General features: G+C 46.3%; 2 protein-coding genes. Both read left to right on the top strand.

Features of this window, described 5'->3' with window-relative positions; translation table 11 throughout:
- The first annotated feature begins 54 nt into the window (after positions 1 to 54).
- Positions 55 to 1830, top strand: a complete 1776-nt coding sequence (locus ICN44_RS00295) for a ShlB/FhaC/HecB family hemolysin secretion/activation protein (protein ID WP_216261931.1) — start codon at positions 55 to 57, stop codon at positions 1828 to 1830.
- Between the two features lie 106 nt (positions 1831 to 1936).
- The gene (locus ICN44_RS00290) at positions 1937 to 20905 is read left to right on the top strand and encodes an S-layer family protein (protein ID WP_216261929.1); all 18969 of its coding nucleotides are present in this window, start codon (positions 1937 to 1939) and stop codon (positions 20903 to 20905) included.
- Positions 20906 to 20908 lie beyond the last annotated feature (3 nt).

Raw genomic sequence — 20908 nt, 5'->3', positions numbered from 1 at the left:
TTCAGCTTCTAGATTTAGCGTTTTAATGTCTGCTCAATTATTAGAGACGACAAGATGCACCCTCACATTCGCCATTCCATTCAATCTGGCACTGCCGTAAAGCATTCACCATTTAGCGCCCCTGCTTCTGCACGTCGTGCAATTGCATTAGCGGCAGGTTTTTTGGTCTTGAGTGGTTCGGCATATTCACAAGTTGGCCCTGATGCTGGTGCATTACAGCAACAATTACAACGTGAGGTTGACCGCGATCGCCAAAATGTTGCGCCGGATAACCTCATTAAGAAGCCCACAAAACCAAGTAGGCCAAAATCAGGTGACAAAACAATTGAGGTGAGCTCCTTTAAGGTGGTTGGTATTACGCTGATTACGCAAGAGCAAGCACAGGAAGCTCTCAAGCCTTTTACTAATCGCCAGTTAACTTTGGATCAAATCAAAGAGGCTGGAGATGCATTAACTAATCTTTACGCTCAGATGGGAAGAATGGCCCAAGCCGTCATCCCACCTCAAGACGTTGTTAATGGCGTTATCACCATCAAGATTATTGAAGGCAAGGTAGGCAATGTCATTATTGAACTCAATAAAGAATCACCAAGTCGCCTCAAGTCTGAAGTTATTCAAAAGTTCATTACCAACAGCAACGAGCCTGGCAACCTTATTGACCTGAAGGGTTTGGAGCGAAGTTTAGCCATCCTCAATGAAACGCCAGGTAATGAAGTTAGCGGAGAGTTAGCGCAGGGTGACAAGGAAGAGACAACGAATATCTTGGTCAATGCCAAAGATACGGGTTTATTTGCAGGTAGGGTAGATCTATCAAACTATGGCGCAGCCAATACAGGGCCTGCACAAGCAACGGCTAGCTTAAGCTTGAACAACCCTAGTGGTAATGGCGACCAAGCCACTTTAGATGTGATTGGCTCACAAGGCTCTGTCTATGGGCAGCTTAGATACGGTTTGCCAGTGGGTTATGATGGCTGGAGAGTATCTGCAGGCGTTAGCGCCTTGGATTACAAAAGCTTATCAAGTTACTCAACAACGATTTCACAAGGTACAGCACAAACCTACGGAATTTACTCAATCTATGCGCTAGAGCGCACTGCACGTTCCACTAAGAATGTGATCATCAACTTTGAAAATAAGAACTACAACAACCAAACTAACGGTATCGAGAGCAGTAACTATCAGCTCAATGATTTAAGTCTTGGCATCAACGGCACTAACTTTATTGGTCAAGCTTATGCAAGCTGGGGCGCTACAGCTACCTTGGGCTCTTTAAGTATTAATAACACCAATCAAGCTAATAACGACGCACAGGGTGCCGCAACAAAAGGTACTTTTGCAAAGCTGGGCTTTAATGGCTCGATTACACAGCCACTGCCGATTGATAAAACCAATTTAGTGGCTTCTATCTACGGTCAATTGGCTAATAAGAACCTCAATAGTGCCGAGCAGATCTATATGGGTGGCCCTTATGGTGTACGTGCTTACCCTGTAGCCCAGGGAGGTGGTGCACAAGGAGCAATTGCTTCTGTAGAAATTAACCATAACTTGATTCAAGACTTGCAAGTTGGTGTTTTTTTTGATGCTGGACTAGTTCAGCAATATGTAAGCACTTATAACAACTGGCAAGGGCAGACCAACGCTAACAATACCTATTCTTTATACGCAACAGGTTTGTCAGCAAAGTATCAGTACGAAAAAGTTCAACTTTCTGGTTCATTGGCATGGCGCGTAGGCAACAATCCGCTCTATACACAAAGTGGCCAACAGTTAAATACAGACAACATGTACAGATCGGTACAAGGTTGGATCAAGGGCACAATCTTTTTTTAAGAATGTATAAGAAATTGCAAAAATATTTACAAACTCCCACGATCGAGGGATTTTTTTATTAGAGAAATTTCGTTAAATTCTCTAGCACTTAAGTGAAATACCAAGTTTGATACCTAAAATTACGCAACCATCGCATAGAAAGAGCTGTGAATCACAGTTCAAAGCCGCTAAGTTATTAGCGGCTTTAGCTATTGCTGGTCTGGCTGGACAGGCGCTAGCTGCCCCTCCCGCCGCTAATGCGTTGCCAACAGGCGGGAAAGTTGTTGCTGGTACAGCAGCCATCTCCCAGGCGGGTAACACTATGAATATCAATCAATCCAGTCAACGTGCTGTGATTAATTGGAATAGTTTTGATGTAGGTTCAAAGGCAACTGTGAACTTTAATCAACCCAATTCCTCTGCATCAACCCTCAATTACGTCAATAGTGCTTCAAAATCGATGATCAATGGCGCAGTCAACGCCAATGGTCAGGTGATTTTTGTAAATAACAATGGCGTGGTGTTCGGTAAGGGCGCTGAAGTGAATGTGGGTGGCATGGTGGCAACCACCATGAACATCTCTGCAACAGAATTTATGTCTGGTAAGGACACTCAGGTTTATGAGGGTGGCACTACTGGCAAAATTATCAATAAAGGCCATATTACTGGCAATAATATTAATAGTTATATTGCATTAATGGCGCCACAAGTAGTTAATACTGGCGTTATTACTGCAACAATGAGTGGTAATAATGCGATTGCATTAGTTGCCGGTCAAAAAGTGACTTTGAAATTTTCTGGCAGTCAATTTGTCAGCGTTTCAGTTGATGCTTCAGTAGTAAATGCATTAATTTCAAATAAATTATTAATTAATGCAGGTAGTGGTCAAGTAATTATTGGCGCAAATGCTGCACAGAATTTAATGGGCTCACTCATTAAAAATACCGGCACTATTTCTGCATCCGATATTAATACTTCTGGTGGAAAAATCTCATTAACTGCCGACACAATCGAGCAAAGTGGTGTGATTGAAGCCAATTCTGCACAAGCAACGGGTGGCAATATTAGCCTTAAAGGTAATAACATTACTTTAGCAAGCGGTTCAAAAACCACTGCCACTGGTGCAGCAGCCGGCGGAACTATTAATGTTGGCGTAAACAACGCAAACAATCAATCAGTTCAAGACGCTATACAAAACAATTCCTTAGCAAACACAGTTTCCGTACAAACTAACGCAACTGTAGATGCATCTGCTACCCAAAACGGTAACGGTGGAACCATCAATATTTGGTCTCAAATCAAGACCTTAATTGCTGGAAACCTCTTCGCAAAGGGTGGGGCACAAGGCGGTAATGGTGGCTTCATCGAGACTAGCTCTAAGGGCAACGTCTCCATTGCAGCTAGCTCAATCATTGATACATCTGCCCCAAAAGGCAAAACTGGCATGTGGACAATAGATCCGCAAGCCTTAATTATTGATAGCGCAGCAGCATCCGCTATCAGCAATGCCTTGAATAGCACCAGCGTGACATTAGATGCAACGGGTAGCGCCTGCGCGTTTGGTTCATGCACGGCCAGTCAATCTGCATTGATTCGTATCATGGCTGGTGCCGATATCTATTCAAGCAATACAGCAACCTCATTGAACTTGATCGCTACTGGCGGTCAGATTGATATCAATAGCAACATTACTGCTGGACAAGTATATGCAGTAGCCCAGGCTATTAATGTGAATGGTTCTATTAATACCAACGGTGGAAATAATTCCAATATTTATTTAGCTGGTGCCATTATTAATATTCTCGGTAATATTAATTCCAATGGCAGCAACAGTAATAATTCGAATAATACAAATTCAAGCAATTTAAATTCTGCAAATACGACTACTGCGAATAATCGTCGCAATGGTCAAAATGGTTTAAATGCAGACAGTAATACTTATACAAGTAACGGCGGTTTAATTAATATTCTGGCAACTGGTGATATCAATATCGGCAGCAATAGTTATATCTCAGCAAATGGTATTAATGGGGGAATAATCACGATTGTTTCAACAGCCGGCAAAACAACGATTAACGGTATTGTCGATTCAATCGGTAAAGCAACTAACGGCGGCAATATCGCCATTGTTGGCAAAACCCAAACTGACATCATTGCAGCCCTCATTGGTTCCGAGGGTGTAAGTCAGGGCGGCGTGATTAATCTTGGCCAAGTAAACAACTTGGGTAATGGCACCATCCTTGCGCCACCAGCAACTGCACCTCCAGCACTCACAAATTTCGTGAACACAGCATTAGCGGCAGCAGTAGATTCAAACAACAGCATCACTAGCAGCAACATCAATCTTGATAGCCAAACTGGCATCAATGCACCAAACGGCACTATCGTCGTCTTCGGTGACCAGATCCAAATCAACAATTCATCTCTAGCAGCCATCAATGGCGACATTGCTATTGGCCGTCCTAGTTATGGGCAGGGTGGCATTGCAAACTTAGTTGCAGTGGCTTATTCATCATTAAAGGCAAATAAGGTTGAGACATCTGGCGTTCTACTTGCTACAGAGGGCAACACTGTTGTAGCAAATGAGTGGTTGCTTGATCCAACTAACGTCACAATTTCAGCGGCAACGACAACTGGTGGCGCGGCAGCTACTCCTACGAACTACGCATCTAATTTAGCTGCGTTTGCAGCACAGACCGGTGTAGCAACTTTAAATACAGCCGACATTCAAAATGCAATTAATGCTGGCACAAGCGTCAATGTTGTAGCAAGCGGCACTATTACTCAATCGGCGGCATTGACTTTTGCGGTGACGGTAGCCAACTCAACCCCAACTCTTACACTAAACAATAGTAGTGGCTCAAAGCAATCCATCTCCTTGGGTGCCATAACGGATAGTTCGACTGTTACTGGTGCTAAGGTGAGCATTTCAGCAGTATCTGCTGGCGGCGCAATTTTAAGCAGTGGAATCATTAACATAAAGGGTTCAGTCTCTCTGGACAATACATATCAGGTAGGTGGTAGCACCTCTGGATATATCACCGCATCTAATGCAGCAACATTAGCAATTGGGGCTACAAGTACAAATGGTGTGAGCGTAACCGCTAACTTAACTGCTGGAACTGGTATTACATTGAATGGCGCTGTTGGCACAAGTGGTAATTACGGCCTTAATGTGGTGGCGGCTGTTCTGACTAATGCTGGGTCCATCAATATCAAGGCCATTTCAAATACGCAAGCTGGATTTGGCTTGGCTGTGCCAGGCGCCGGAGGTACCTTAACAGCCTCAGCTGGCGATATTAATGCTATTGCATACACTACAACTGGGCGCTCTATGTTCATAGGTGGAGCAGTTGCTGGAAATAATGTAAATTTCACTGGCAGCTCTGCAAACACTACATCGGCTAATGGGGCATCTCTTTATATTAGTGGCGTCGTAACCATTAATAACGGCAATTATGTTGTTAGCAACACGATGGCTGTTATAACTTCAGTGGGTGGGATTCAGAGCTTTGGTGGGATTGTTCAAAAAACCAGTGGTGGCAATATCTCCTTCTCAAGTAATAGCTCCATATTGCAATCTGGGACATCCACATTAGTTGCAAATGCCAGTGGAACCACATCAGCCATTACATTTGATACAACAACTGGAAATCAAACATCCTCTATTTCATCCGGGGTCTTTACCGTTGCAGCGGGCTCTGCATCGGCTGTTAATTTTATTCAAAAGGCCAATGGGGCTGACCTGACAATTAGTGCAACAACGGTACCTGGTTACATCACCCTGGATAACACGTGCTCTTCTTGCGGAACTCCATTAACCCCGGCGTCAGCCACAACTGCATTAACAACTGTAGCAGGTATTACTGTTGCTGGCGCACTAAGTTCTGGTGCCTACATCAGCCTCACAGGCATTAATAATAGCGCCTCAGTAGCGGCTGTTGCATTAGCTGCAAATACACTTACTGTTACTAGTGCTGCCTCATTCCCGACTGCAGGTGTAAAAGCAATTTCGGTAATTGGATATAAAAACACAGCAAATATTGGCAATCCTGGAATTACTTCTACTGGCGCAATTGCAATTCAATCGAATGGCGGTGATGTGCTGTTTCAATCAAATGGCGATATTACTCAAACGGGCGGCCTTACTTTAGCTGCCAACACCACAACCCATGCACAAAACGTTAAATATGACACTACAAGCGGTAATGGTGGTAGCGCAATAACGATTGGAGCCATTACTTCTCAGGGCGCCTCAATCAGCGCGCCAGTTAACGTTACGGTAGTAGCAACAGGCGCAATTACTCAGACTGGCGCTTGGGCGTTTGCGCCAGCTACAGGCATCACAGGCACCTTGATTTTGGATAACCATTTAACTCAAGGGTCAAGCATTACCTCTTCAGGCGGAATTACTTCTTCAGGGGCAGGTACGGTTAATTTGCAATTCCTGGCTGGCGGTCAATCACTCGTTAGTGGTGCAATCACAGCAAGCAGCGGCCCAATAAATGTGGTCATGCAATCTTATTGGAAGACTAACACTACCAATTCTGGCTCAGGAGCTACCGTTTTAAATACTGCCCCCATAACGACGAGGGGTGGATATGTCATCATGGACGGTACGGGCGGTACTATTGATTTAGTTAATCAAACCATCACAATGGGCACAGTCAATGTTGGCTATCTACAAAACATTTATCCCCAAGCAAGCATCAACACCACCACAAATGCTGGAGTAGTAAGCGCTACTTCAACAGGTGGCAACTTTATTGGTGCCGGTTACGATGCCGTATCCGGAGGAAGCATGGGTGCCTATGAGAGTAGTGGCGCCACCTTAAATATTGGCGGCTTCGTTAATATTCAAGCAAAATCTGCAGGTACCAATATGTACGGTTATGTAATTGCCGGTTACGGGGCTGGACCAATTAATGCGGCTGGCAATATCACTATTACCGCCAATAGCTCCTCAACTGGAATAGTTGGCCAGGATATCTATCTCAGTGCTGGTACAACTTTAACTTCATATACCGGTAGCGTAAATATAAGCAATACCAGCACCGGCAATGGAGGTGGAATAACAATTTATGCAGCTATTTCTGCGGCCACTGGCATCACTATCAACAATACTAACGTTGGTGCTATAGGCGTACAGAGTAATGCTGCTGGAACTCTTACTACAACAGCCGGCACGATTTCTATTACCAGCACATCTACTGGCTCTGGTGTTTATGCTGTATCGCTCGCTGGTCTAATTACAGCGCCAAAAGTGACTATCACTGGAACTAATAGCACTGCAGGTGGATTGGGTGCGTCTGTTACCGGTGGAGTTACGATTACGAACGTGGCTGGAACTTATCCATCAGTAGGGGATGCATTAAATATCACCACTACTGTTGGTACCAACGGAACTACCGGCGGCATCAACGTTACTACAGGTGCCATCACTAATAACTCCAATGGCGGTGATGTCACATTTAAGACCAATGGCGACATTACAGCAACATCTATTGTCAGCTTTGCAACAGCAAACACTACAAATCACGTACAAACCTTAACTTATGACACTCGTACTGGTAATTTAAATAGTCAGATTACAGCTGGCATATTTACCTTTAACGCAACCGGCGCCACAAGTAAGGTCAACTATCAGATTCTGTCTAATGGTTCTGCATTAACTATCCCAGCTGTAACCGTGTCTGGAACAATCTTGCTGGACAATACTTGCGCATCAAATGCAAGTTATACCTGTTCAACACCACTAACCGCTTCATCTGCTACAACAGTTAATACCACTGCATCTATTGGTATTTCCTTAACAGGTGCGCAGATATCAGGGCAGGGCATTACTATCAACGGTATTAATGCCAGCACTACAAATGCAGCTGTAGCAATGGGCACAAGCTCATTAACGGTAACCAATGCTGCATCTTTCCCGAATGCAGGCGTAAATGCTATTTCAGTAATCGGCCTTAAAAATACAGCCAATATCGGCAATCCTGGAATTACTTCTACTGGCGCAATTGCCGTTCAGTCAAATGGTGGCGATGTGTTGTTCCAGTCTAATGGGAAAATTGTGCAGACAGGATCTGTAACAATAGCAGCTAATACTTCTGGACACATTCAAGCCGTAGCTTACATAACAACTTCTGGCAACAGCGCCTCTACAATTTCTTCAGGTTCATTGTCGATTACGGGTACATCAAGTGACGCCATAAATTATTCTGCAATTACCTCAGGCGCCTCGATTACAACTCTTGCAATTGGTGTTCCTGGTTATATTTTGCTTGATATGACAAACGGCGGGGTGGTTGCTGCTTCCGCCTCAACCTCTTCTATAGGTATTACAGTTAATGGTAATTTAAGTGCTGGTAATTTATCTTCAGCTACAAATGGAATAGGTTTATTTGGCCTATCTACTACCGCTACCGCTGTGAGTGTTGGCAGTTTCTCAATAACGAATGGTGTGGGTAATATCGTTGTAAGTGGTTTTGAATCTTCCGCTGGTGGGGCTACTGGCGTAACGATTGCTTCAGGGATGGCGTCAACATCGAACTCAATTATTCAAAATGCGAATGGTGGAAGCATTCTAATTAAGTCAAATAATGCTATCACTCACGGTGGCAATATTTCGATTGCTCAAAATACTAGCGGCATAGCTTCAAACATCATCTATGACACAACTTATGGTAACAAGCTGTCTACGATTAATGCTAGTAACGTAAGCTTTAATGGTACGTCCACAAGTTTCATTAATTACAGTAATATTGCTAGTGGTGCGCCAATCATTATTAATAGCGCATTGGTAGTTCCTGGCTCAATCACCTTTGACAATACCTATTTAGCAGGTGTACAGGGCGGAATTAATGCTACAAATGCTTGGCAGTATGGAACCACCGCATCAAATGGCTTGGCAATTACTTGTGCAACTACAGCAGCCTGCGGTAGCTTAAATGCGAATTTCGGTATTTATTTGCGTGGAGTAGTGGGGGCGTCCACTTCATCCGCTAATCAGCTATTTGATGCTGTATCGATTTATGGTGTAGCTCCTCTTACTTTTGTCACTACAGGCACATTTGCAGCTGGACAAGACGCCATTAATATCGTTGGCATCACACCTCAGTTTGTAGTCACCACAAATGCCTTACCCACAAGTACGGTGAAGGGTAATGCCATTGGGATTTCAGGTGCGGTAACGATCACCAATAATTCAAATGGCGGTAATACCAACATCATTGCCTATAATGGCCGCTATAGTGATGCGGTATCAATTACAAATGCATCTACTGCAGGCGCTATTGAAGTGAGTGCTATTGGCACTACTGCTGATATTGTTACGGTAGCGGGTACGATCTTTACGCAAAACTCAAATGCAGGCGTATTTATTGCTACTACCAATAACGGTAACGTAACCCCACCAAAAATTGTTAATAACGGCACTGGCCCAGTAGTTATTGAAGCCGGTGCTTACCTTGCGGTTGGCACTGTTTCAACATCATGCGCTGCCACTGCTTGTGGCCAGATCACGGCTGTTTCTGGTAACAACATCACGTCGCCAAACGGTAACGTCTATTTGTATGCCGGTTCGCCTGGAGTTACCGCCGGAACAACTTCCACAGAAGCCTCCTTAGGATTACTTTCTCCTAGCTTGGGTGATTTCACACTCAGCAATACATTGTTTAGCCAGGCTTATGCCGCTGGTAACGTTGCAGCTACATCATTGCCTATCTTTACATTAGGCGGCATTAATACTGCAAACGTAGCAGGTGGTACAGGCGGTACTAGCTGGAATACTGGTGCAATTACTTCTACAAATACTGGCCCAGTAATTCAGTTCCGTATTTCACCAAGTTACACAGCCACGTTATCAGGCAACGTGACTAAGGTTTATGGAACCAATGATCCATTGGCTAGTGCTGGCAATATCAATACAGTTGGAAGTCTAGATTATCAGTTGCAGGCACTGTATGACAAAACAGCCAATAACTCAGGTTGGGTTTCTAATGGTACGGTAGTAGGAACAGGTTCTTCGGCGATTACCTGTGCAAGTACAGCTGGATGTGCGTTGATCACTGTTAATAGCGTGAACTTTGTCGTTCCATTGGGCGCCTTTGTTAACTCTTTGCAGGCTTTGCCCCCAACTCCACGCGCAAGTTATGGCACGCTTGCGGGTGAGCAGGTTAATACCAATAGCACAAGCTACACCTACAACATCACAAGCACACACGGCATTAGCGTAAGTTCTGGCGTGACTATCAATAGCTCAAGTTTTGGCAATGTTGGACTGGTTATTACACCTGCACCTCTGACTATTACCGCATCGAATCAGGCTGTGCAGGCAGGAACAGCCTTGCCTTTGGGAACCACCGCTTTCACTAGCACCGGTCTCATAACTACAGTTGATGGAGTAACTTTAGGGGATTCCATTACGAGTTCAACCTTAACATCCAATGGTTTAACCACGGTTCCGACAACCTTGGCGTCTGGAGTTTATGCTCCTCCAAACGTCAATAGCATCACCCCAAGCGCTGCGGTATTTGCCCCGGTTTCTGGATCACGTGGTGCTGCGAATTATGCAATTACTTATGTGGGCGGAACCCTTACATCTTCTGCAAATGCAATCGTCACCATCACCGCACTTGCTGACACCAAAATTTACGGTAATAGTACAACTACTAACGGCGTAACTTATAACAGTAATGGCTTGGGAGTGGTAACTATTGGCGGAACAAGCTATTCCATCAGCGGCTTGCCAGTTGGCGACACATTAAATGGACTGTCTTTAACTAGCTTGGGTGGAATAGCAACAGCGCCAGTAGGTAGTAGTTACCAAATCACCCCATCTGCAGCAGTGATTACCGGCACTGTTCCTTACACGCTGAACTATGTTTCTGCGCTAATGACAGTTCAACCTCGGCCAATTACGATTGCTGCCGTTGGTATCACCACCACATATGGCACGCCGGTTACAGTTTCACAAAATCTAACAACAGGCTACACAATAGGCGGCTCTGGTTTGGGTGCAAGCGACACATTAACAAGCGTTGCCGTCAATTACTACAATGGCACTACGAATTCCACAACCGTACCCGGTTCCACTGGGGCAGCTACTTATAACGCTGCGATTACTACAAGCGCAGCGACTGGTACCGGCGGATTTAACTCTACCAACTACAACATTACCTATACGCCAGCCAACTTGGTGGTTAATAAATTGGCTGTATCCCTTACTGCCAATTCCCAAAGCACTGTATATGGAACAGCGCTAGCATTAGGAACAACGGCTTACACTAGCAGCCTGTCAAGCTTGCCGAATGGCGACACAATTTCTGGGGTGACATTGCAGTACAACAGCTCCGCAACTGTTCCTGGCACTACTAATGCGCAAACTTATACCGGTGGAATCGTTGCAAGCAGTGCAACAGGTACTGGCGGCTTTGGCGCAACTAACTATGCCATCACTTACAGCCCAGGAAATCTCACCGTTACCCCTGCTAACGTAGTGATTACACCAGCGGACGTTTCCGCATCCGGTCAGACCGTGATGTACAACGGAGCAGCTCAAACATTTAATCCATCTACTGGATTTACCGTAACTGGTATGCAGAATAGCCAAGCCCTAGTATTTAGCACTAATGGCCTGGCATCTGGATTAAATGTTGGAACTTATGCTAATACGATTACTACCTCAGGAAGCAATCCAACCGTTACAGGCGTAACGAACGGCGGGTCACTTAGTAACTACAACATTAGTGTTTCAGCACAAGGCTCACTCACGATTACCCCAGCGCCATTAACTGTTGCAGGCGCTACAAGCAATGTTGCTTATAACGGTAGCTTGCAAAATAACGCTAATCCAGTAGTGACTGGTTTGGTTGGTATTGATACGCAATCCGGTAATGGCGTCACCGTCACTGGTAAATCTTCAGGTACTAATGCTGGCACCTATAACGATGCTTTATCCGTTACAGCAGCTGGCGCAACTCAGCTCTCTAACTACACCATTACCAAGACAAATGGTTCATTGGTGATTTCAAAATTGGCTGCCACTGTTACTGGTGCAACTACGGTTAATCCATATACCGGGCTTCTACAAACCAATACCTACACAACCACCGGTATTTTGAGTGGTGATACCGCCAATGTCACTATTGCCGGAAGCGCTGCTGCGACCCACGTATCCCAAGGCACAGTGCCAGACGTATTCTCGGTATCGGGTAGTGCAGCAGGAAACTATGCCTTCACTTATGCGCCTGGCTCAATCACGATTACTCCGGTAGCACTCTCTGTTGTTGGCGCTAATACCACCCAGGTCTATAACGCGACTACTCAAACCAATACTGTAGCAACCGTTACTGGACTAAAACCTAGTGATACAGCCACTATTGCTGGTTCTTATGGCGCCGGTAAAAATGTAGGTACTTATGCTGACGCCTTAACTGTTAGCCTTAGCAATCCAAGTGACTACACAATTGGTGTAACCAATGGATCGATTGCCATTACTCCAGCAACTATTTCGATCAGCGGTATCACCGCCAACAACAAGGTTTATAACGCCACAACTGCAGCCACTTTGAATGTTGGAACGATTGCCTATAGCGGCGTATTTGCTGGTGATACCGTTTCGGTAAATACCTCTAACTTATCCGGTACCTTCGTAGATAAGAATGTTGGAACAGCTAAAACCGTCAATATCAGCGGAGTAGTGCTCGGTGGCAGTTCATCTGCAAACTACCAACTGTCTGGTGGCGCTAACACTACGACTACAGCCAATATCACACCTGCACCATTAACGATCACTGGTAGCAACTTAACAACGACCTATAACGGTGCAGCACAATCGTTAACATCACCAACCGTTGCAGGTGTAATTGCAGGCGATAACGTGGTTGTAGCAACAACTGGTGGTACTGGCACAAATGCAGGGGTCTATGCTACTAGTTATGCTGCTAGCGGCACAGACGCTGGTAATTACACCGTTACATCAAATACACCAACGCTAACCATTAATAAGGCGTCGTTGGTTGTGGCGGCAAACAATAGCGGCAAAGTGGTTAACCAACTTGATCCAACCCTGAGTTCTACAGTTTCTGGATTGCAGGGATCTGATACTGCCTCGAGCGTATTCGTATCACCATATGGTGGCTATACAACAACACGTGCGACGGGTGAATCTGCTGGTTCATATGCTATTACTGCCTCAGGTCCAGCCACCTTGCAAAACTATAACGTGACCTACACACCAGCGACATTCACAATTGCTGGAGCAGGGCAGTTGTTAATTACCATGAATGCGGCAACAACTACATACGGTACTGCTGCAACACCAACAATTGCATCAGTTCAGTACGGTAGTTTGGCAAACTCAACCCTCTACACCTTGACAGTTGCCTCAACTTCGGGAAATGCCGTTACTTACACTGATGGTGCTGGCGGCACTATTACAATTACCCCATCTATTACTGGAGCTAGTGTTGCATCTAACGTTGGGTCTTACGCATTAGCTACGGCTAATACCAATACAGGAACTGCGACTTCAGCCGGTAATTTCACTAGCGTATTGACGGTAGCTAACACCCTGACGATTACTCCAGCACCATTGACGCTGACAGTTGCTGATGTATCTAAAACCTACAACGCCAATGCCGTAACTGCAGCCCAAATTACAGCGGGAAGCCTCACTGGCGGTGTGACTACGGGTGTAACTGTTACTGGCGGCGCTTTGATGAATAGTCAAACCATTGCTGGTCTGGGTGGTGTTGTCTATACCGGTGCTGCTGTTGGCGCAATTAATGCGAGCTCAACACCATATGCAATCAATGGTTCAGTAGGTAGTGGATTCTCAAACTATGCAGTGACTGTTGTTCCAGGTGCGCTGACTGTTAATACCGCTCCGTTGGTAGTGAATGGTGCATTGACAACCCGTACCTACAATGGCGCATTACAAACTAATGCAGCAGCTACAATTGCTGGATTGCAGGGTAGCGATACCTTGACGGTAGCTGGCTTAGCTACTGGTACTCATGCTGGAACTACGGCTGATGCATTGGTAGCGACTGGCGCTGCCGCAAGCAACTACAGCATTACCTACAACAATGGTGCATTGACTATTAACCCAGCGGCATTGCTAGTTACTGGCGCTAATAATCAATACGCTTATAACGGCGCATTACAAACCAATACTGGCGCATCTGTCAGCGGCCTCAAAGGGTCTGACACAGCAACTGTTGCTGGTTATGCAACTGCTACGCACGTAGCCCAAGGCATTGTTCCTGATGTATTAGTGGCCACCGTGTCTAGTCCGTCTGACTACGCCGTAACTTATGTACAAGGCAGCTTGCAAATTACGCCAATCGTGATTACTGCTGCGGTCAATACTGCAACCGTGATGTACAACGCTGCCTCACAAACTACTGGTTTTGTGGTGACAGGCCTCAAAGGTACTGACACGGCAACTGCAGCCTCTGGTACGGCTACTGGTACTAATGTTGGTACCTACACCAGTAACCTCGTTCTCAATACGTCAAGTGATTACACCGTTGGCGCTATTACAAATGGTACTTTGACTATTACACCAGCGCCTTTGACTATTAGCGGCGGTTTAACTGCTAACAATAAGGTGTATGACACTACCAATGCTGCAACTATTGGGGTGACTGGTAATCAAACTCTAGCCGGCGTGCTCGGTACAGATGCGGTTACTGTGTCATCAACTGGCCCATACACTGGCGCTACGTTTACCCAATCTAATGTTGGATCTGGCTTAACAGTTACTCCAGCAACTACTTCATCAGTTATCAATGGCGCTAGCTACACAACGATGGCTGGTGTTACCTTGGGTGGTGCTGCAGCAGGTAACTACTACGTAGCTGGAGTAGGGCCACAAACCTTAACAGCGAACATTACACCGGCACCATTAACAATTAGCTCTGGCCTAACTGCTAACAATAAGGCTTATGACGGCACTACTGCAGCTACTATTAGTTCAGCTACCCAAACCTTGGCAGGCGTATTGGTATCTGATGTTGGTAATGTCGCTATTAGTTCATCTGGCCCATACACTGGCGCGTTTAGCCAATCAAACGTCGGTACAGGCTTAGCAGTAAGCGCAAGTACAACGCCAACTACGATTGCTGGCGGTACTTACAACGCGATGACTGGCGTAACCTTATCTGGTAGCGCGCAAGGCAACTACTATGTCGCTGGCTTAAGCGCACCAATTGCTGCCAATATCACGCCATACATCATTAATTTCGGCAGTGGTTCGGGTCCTAATATTGCTGCTGTGGCAAATAACAAGGTTTACACCTCGACTACTGCAGCAAACGGTAGCTTGAGTATGGTGAACCTGTTTGGTACGGATTCAGTATCAGTAAGTTACACCAGCGCTGCATTTGCAAGTCCGAATGTAGCTACTGGCGCTACCGTTACCTTTAATGGCGTCACTTTATCGGGTGCATCTGCAGCTAACTACAGCATTGGCTCTACTCCAGTGACAGCGACTGCAAACATTACTCCTGCATTGCTGACCATTACTGCGGTGGATAAGTCCTCTTTCTATAGCCAAGGCTTGGCAACATTAACTCAAGCGCCAGCAGTAGGGCTCTTGGGTAGTGATGCAGTAACTGGCGCAGCGATTGCGACTACTGCAACCACTACAGGTGCAAATGCTGCTGTTGGCACATACCCAATTACGATTAGCGCTGCAACCGGTTCTGGTTTATCGAACTACAGCATTAACTATGTGCCAGCAACCTACACAATCGTAGGGCCTGGCGCCTTAGCGATTACCACTGCTGGCGTTACCACACCATATGGCACGGGTACATCCGGCAATATCGTCGCCCCGGCATTGCCAACAGCCACATATACCACTGGCGGCACTAATATCAGCTCTTTAACTTATGTAAGCTCATCAACTACTGGTGATGTAACGAGCTATGTATTCAGTGATGCTGCACAACATACGGTGACTTTTAACTTAAGTCCATCCAATACAAGCACTAGTACATCTAACAATATCAATGTTGGTAGTTACGCCTACGCAGCTTCAAACTTATCTGCAGCATCTACCGGCTTAACTTCAGCTATTGCATCGGGTAATTTCACGGTTACGCCATTGGCTGTAACAATTACAGCCCCTGCAGCTACTCATGCCTATAACGGCGCCGTACAAACTCAACTGGCAGCAACAGCATCGCCTGCAATTTTGACTAATGATCTAGTCACTGTGAGTGGTGCGGCTAGCGGTAAAAACGTGGGTGTTTATGGTTCAAATCTAGCGACAAGCGGATTGGATGCTGGTAACTACAACTTTACCTATGTGAATGCCAACCTCACTATCACGCCATTCATCATCGGCTCTGGTGGTAGTGGCGCTCCAAGCATTGCAGCTACAGCTAACAATAAGGTCTATGACACTACGACTGTTGCCTCTGGCGCACTGGCGATGACGAACTTGTTTGCTGGTGATTCTGTATCGGTTGCCTATACAAGCGCAGCTTTCGCAAGCCCTAACGTGGCTAACGGCCTAACAGTAAGCTTTAGTGGGGTTACCTTATCGGGCGCTGCAGCTGCTAACTATTCAGTTGCAAGTGTGCCTACTGCAACAGCCAATATCACTCCTGCGCCATTAACCATTAGCGCTGGCTTGACTGCTAATAACAAGGTCTACAACACAACCAATGCCGCTACGATTGCCGTAACGGGTACGCAATCTTTAGCTGGGGTGCTGGGTACAGACGTGGTATCAGTAAGTTCTACCGGCCCATACACGGGTGCAACATTTAGCCAGTCCAACGTAGGCTCAGGTTTGACAGTGACACCGGCGACTTCTGTTGTGAATGGCGTAACAACCATGACCGGCGTAACCTTGACAGGCGCAGCAGCAAATAACTACTACGTGGCGGGAGTAGGGCCTCAGACATTAGTGGCTAACATTACACCGGCACCTTTGACCATTAACGCTGGCTTAACTGCAAACAATAAGGCGTACGACGGCACAACTGCAGCTACCATCAGCTCGGCCTCTCAAACGTTAGCGGGTGTATTGGCGGCGGACTTAAATAACGTGGCTGTAAGCTCATCCGGTCCGTACAACGCTACCTTTGCAAGTAAAAATGTGGCTAACGGCATTACCGTTACACCAAATACCACCCCGACAGTGATTGCTGGCGGCACCTATAACGCTATGAGCGGTGTAACGCTCTCAGGTAGCGCTGCGTCGAACTACTATGTCACTGGTACAGCGTCCCCAATTACTGCCAACATCACGCCATACATCATTAATTTCGGTAGCGGCACAGGCCCGAACATCACCGCAGTAGCAGATAGCAAGGTCTATACCTCTACTAATACTGCAAACGGCGCATTGTCGATGGTCAATTTATTCCCGGGCGATTCAGTAGCGGTTAGTTACGCAACTGCTACCTTTGCTAGCTCAAATGTGGCTAATGGCATTACCGTTACATTCAATACGCCTGCGCTGTCTGGCGCAAGCGCTGCTAATTACTCGATTGGCTCAACTGCAATTACTGCACCAGCCAATATCACTCCAGCGCCGCTGACAATTACAGCAGTAAATAAATCAAGCTTCTATAGCCAATCTTTAGCGACCTTAACCCAAGCCCCTGCAGTAGGGCTGTTAGGTAGTGATACCGTTACAGGCGCAACGATTAGCACAACTGCATCAACTACTGGGGTGAATGCCTCGGCTGGTGCTTACCCAATTGCAATTAGCGCGGCTACTGGCGGCGGCATCGGTAACTATTCGATCACCTATATTCCTGCGACGTATACGATTGTTGCCCCCGGTGCCTTGATGATCACAACCGCTGGTGCAACTACACCATACGGCACCAGCACATCTGGCAATATCATTACTCCAGCACAACCAGTTGCCTCCTATAGCACTGGCGGCTCCAATATCAGCGCATTAACATTTGTTAGTGCAGCTACAGTTGGTAATGTCACAAGCTATGTATACCGTGATGCGACTAGCGCTTTAGTGAGCTTTAATCTCATCCCAACCGGTACAACCACCAGCACTTCCGGAAATATTGTTGTGGGTAGCTATGCCTACGCTGCAAGCAATTTGGTTTCTGCCAGCTCTGGATTGACCTCTGGTTCTGCGATCGCCAGCGGTAATCTGACTGTTACTCCGTTGGCTGTAACAATTACTGCGCCAACCACTGCTGCACTGACTTACAACGGTCAAGTTCAGACCCAGGGTCCAGCAGTAGCATCACCAGCAATTTTGACAAATGACTTGGTAACGGTTTCTGGCGCAGCTAGCGGTAAAAACGTCGGTGTATATGGCTCGAATTTGGCCGTAAGTGGTGCAGATGCCTCTAATTACACCTTCACCTTGGTGAATAAGAACATCACCATTACGCCTTACGTCGTTACACCTGGCTCTACCACCGGCCCTCGTTTGACAACTGCTGCCAATAGCAAGGTCTATGACACGACTACTGCTGCTACAGGTAGTTTGGCGATGGCTGGATTGTTCCCGGGAGATTCTGTTGCTGTTAATTACAGTAGCGCTGCCTTTGCTAGTGCCAACGTCAATCTGCCAGCTAGCCCACAAACCGTGACATTTAGTGGTGTGACTTTGTCTGGTGCATCAGCAAGCAACTACAGCATTGCTAGTGGGGCAATTACTGCCACTGCGAACATTACGCCTGCGCCAGTCAGCATCAGTGGTTTGGTTGCAAATAATAAGGTGTACACATCCACCACTGCTGATGTAATTTCAGGCACGCCGATTGTGACTGGCTTGTTAGGTTCCGATACCTCGACCGCTACTGGCACAGCAGTCGGAACCTTCGCATCACCAAATGTAGCTAATGGCATTTCAGTGTCTGCTAATTTAACTGGAATGACTTTAAGTAACGGTAACTATGTGATTACAGGCTTGACGGCGCCTTTGGCTGCTAACATCACACCGGCACCATTGACGATTAGCTCTGGCTTGGTAGCTCAGAATAAGGTGTACGACACCACGGCTGCAGGAGTTATTGCGGCAATCGGTACACAAACATTGGCTGGTGTCCTTGGCTCTGATGCAGCGAATTTAGCTGTCAGCTCTTCGGGCCCATACACTGGCAGCTTCAGTCAGGCAACCGTTGGCAATGGATTAACAGTTTCTCAAGCTACAGTCACAACCGTCATCAACGGCCAAAGTTATACGACTATGGCAGGCGTAACCTTATCTGGCTCCGCTGCAGGTAATTACTATGTGACAGGCCCAACGACTGCATTAACAGCAAATATTACTAAAGCGCCGTTAACCATTACCGCTATTAATCAGGCCTCATTTGTCACTCAGCCAACAGGGGCATTAACTTACGCATCCATTGGCTTGCTAGGTAGCGACACAATTTCTGCCGTAACCCTGGCAACGGCTGCATCGAATATCCAACCGGCTGGTCAATATGCCATTTCCGCATCTAATGCAACTGGAGCAGCAATTGGTAACTACCAGGTAACCTACGTACCAGGTACATACACTATTGTTCCTGCTGGTCAGCTTCTGATTCAGAGTAGTGGGGCGGTGACGCCTTATACATCTGCAGCAACTTTTGCCAACCCAACGGTAGCTTATGCAACCTCTAGTGGCGCTGTGATTAATAATCTTTACCTCACAGCGAGCAGCACGGTAAATGGTATCACTACCTATACTTATTCTGATGGAGCAGGTGCAAGCTTGAGCTTTAACTTTGCGCCTACTAACCCAGTTATGAGTGGTTCAAATAATGTAAGCGTTGGCACCTATGGCCTATCTGCAGCCAACTTTGTAATCACCGGCAATAACATCACCAACATCTCTCCAGTGGTCACTGGGGACCTAACGGTTACTCCACGGGCAATCACAATCATTGCGACACCTGCCACCTATGTATATAACGGTACCGTCAGAGTATTGGCTAATAACGCCGCCACCGCTGGTATTGTTGCGGGGGATTTGGTAACTATTTCAGATACAACGGCAGGCAAGAATGTCGGTAATTATTTCTCTGCATTAGCAACGGCTGGCGCAGACGCTAGAAACTACCAAACAAGCTTTGTAAATGCTAATTTGGCGATTACTCCATACGTATTGGGCTCGGGAGCAGGCGGCCCGGCAATTAGCGCTTCTGCAAATAATAGGGTCTACAACACAACTACTGACGCAACCGGTAGCTTGGCGATGACTGGTTTATTCCCGGGTGATGTTGTTGCTGTTAATTTCACAAGTGCATCATTTGCTAGCCCTAATGCTAATAACGGTACGACAGTGACATTTAACGGCGTTACCTTGTCTGGTGCTGCTGCAGCAAACTATGTATTGGGAACAGCGCCGGTAACAACGACTGCCAACATTACTAAAGCACCTGTGACGATTAGCGGCCTACTTGCTCAGAATAAGTTATTTGATGGCACTACGGCTGCCATCATTACTGGCAGTCCTGTCATTGCAGGTCTCTTGGGATCTGATGTTTCTACCCTGTCTGGCTCTGTACTTGCTGGATTGTTTGCTAGCTCAAATCCTGCCGATAGAATTTTGGTTAAAGCGATCTTAGATGCTTTAATTTTAGGTAACCCTAACTATTACATAGCTGGCGTGACATTCCCCTTAGTTGCTGATATCACAGCTCCGCCGCAAGCAATTAACAACATGGCAATTGTGCAGCAGCAGGCTACGCCAGAATTTGTGCCAGAGCGCCCAACTTATCTCATCAATAAGGGCGACTTGATTTATGTCCGCGACAAGGACGACTTGCCTGAGTACTTACAGGCAATTGAGGTTCCACCATCAGGCGCTTTCAAATTCCCAGTACCGGATTCGATTATTCAAGACTTGATTAACTTATCAGGTGAGAATGCTGCATTGGCTAAACAGGCTGGTAGCTATAAGTTGCTGTTGCTGCCTAAGGGAAGTAAGTTGGTGGTAACCCTGCCAGATGGTGCAGCATTACCGACCGGCATTAAGTACGACGCAGGAGCTAACGCCTTTGTGGTGCCTAAGCTAGGTAACGTTACATTGCCACTATCGGTAAAAGTAACCTTGATGCGTGGTAACCAGACTTTGAGCCAGAAGATTATGGTAGTTACTAAGTAACCA

It is taken from the genome of Polynucleobacter sp. JS-Fieb-80-E5 (genome assembly GCF_018882015.1).
Lineage (GTDB): Bacteria > Pseudomonadota > Gammaproteobacteria > Burkholderiales > Burkholderiaceae > Polynucleobacter.
This window is presented reverse-complemented; position numbering and strand designations above follow the sequence as displayed.

Excerpts from the sequence above, each read along its gene's own strand:
- ICN44_RS00295 (WP_216261931.1), top strand. The coding sequence starts at position 55 with ATGCACCCTCACATTCGCCATTCCATTCAATCTGGCACTGCCGTAAAG.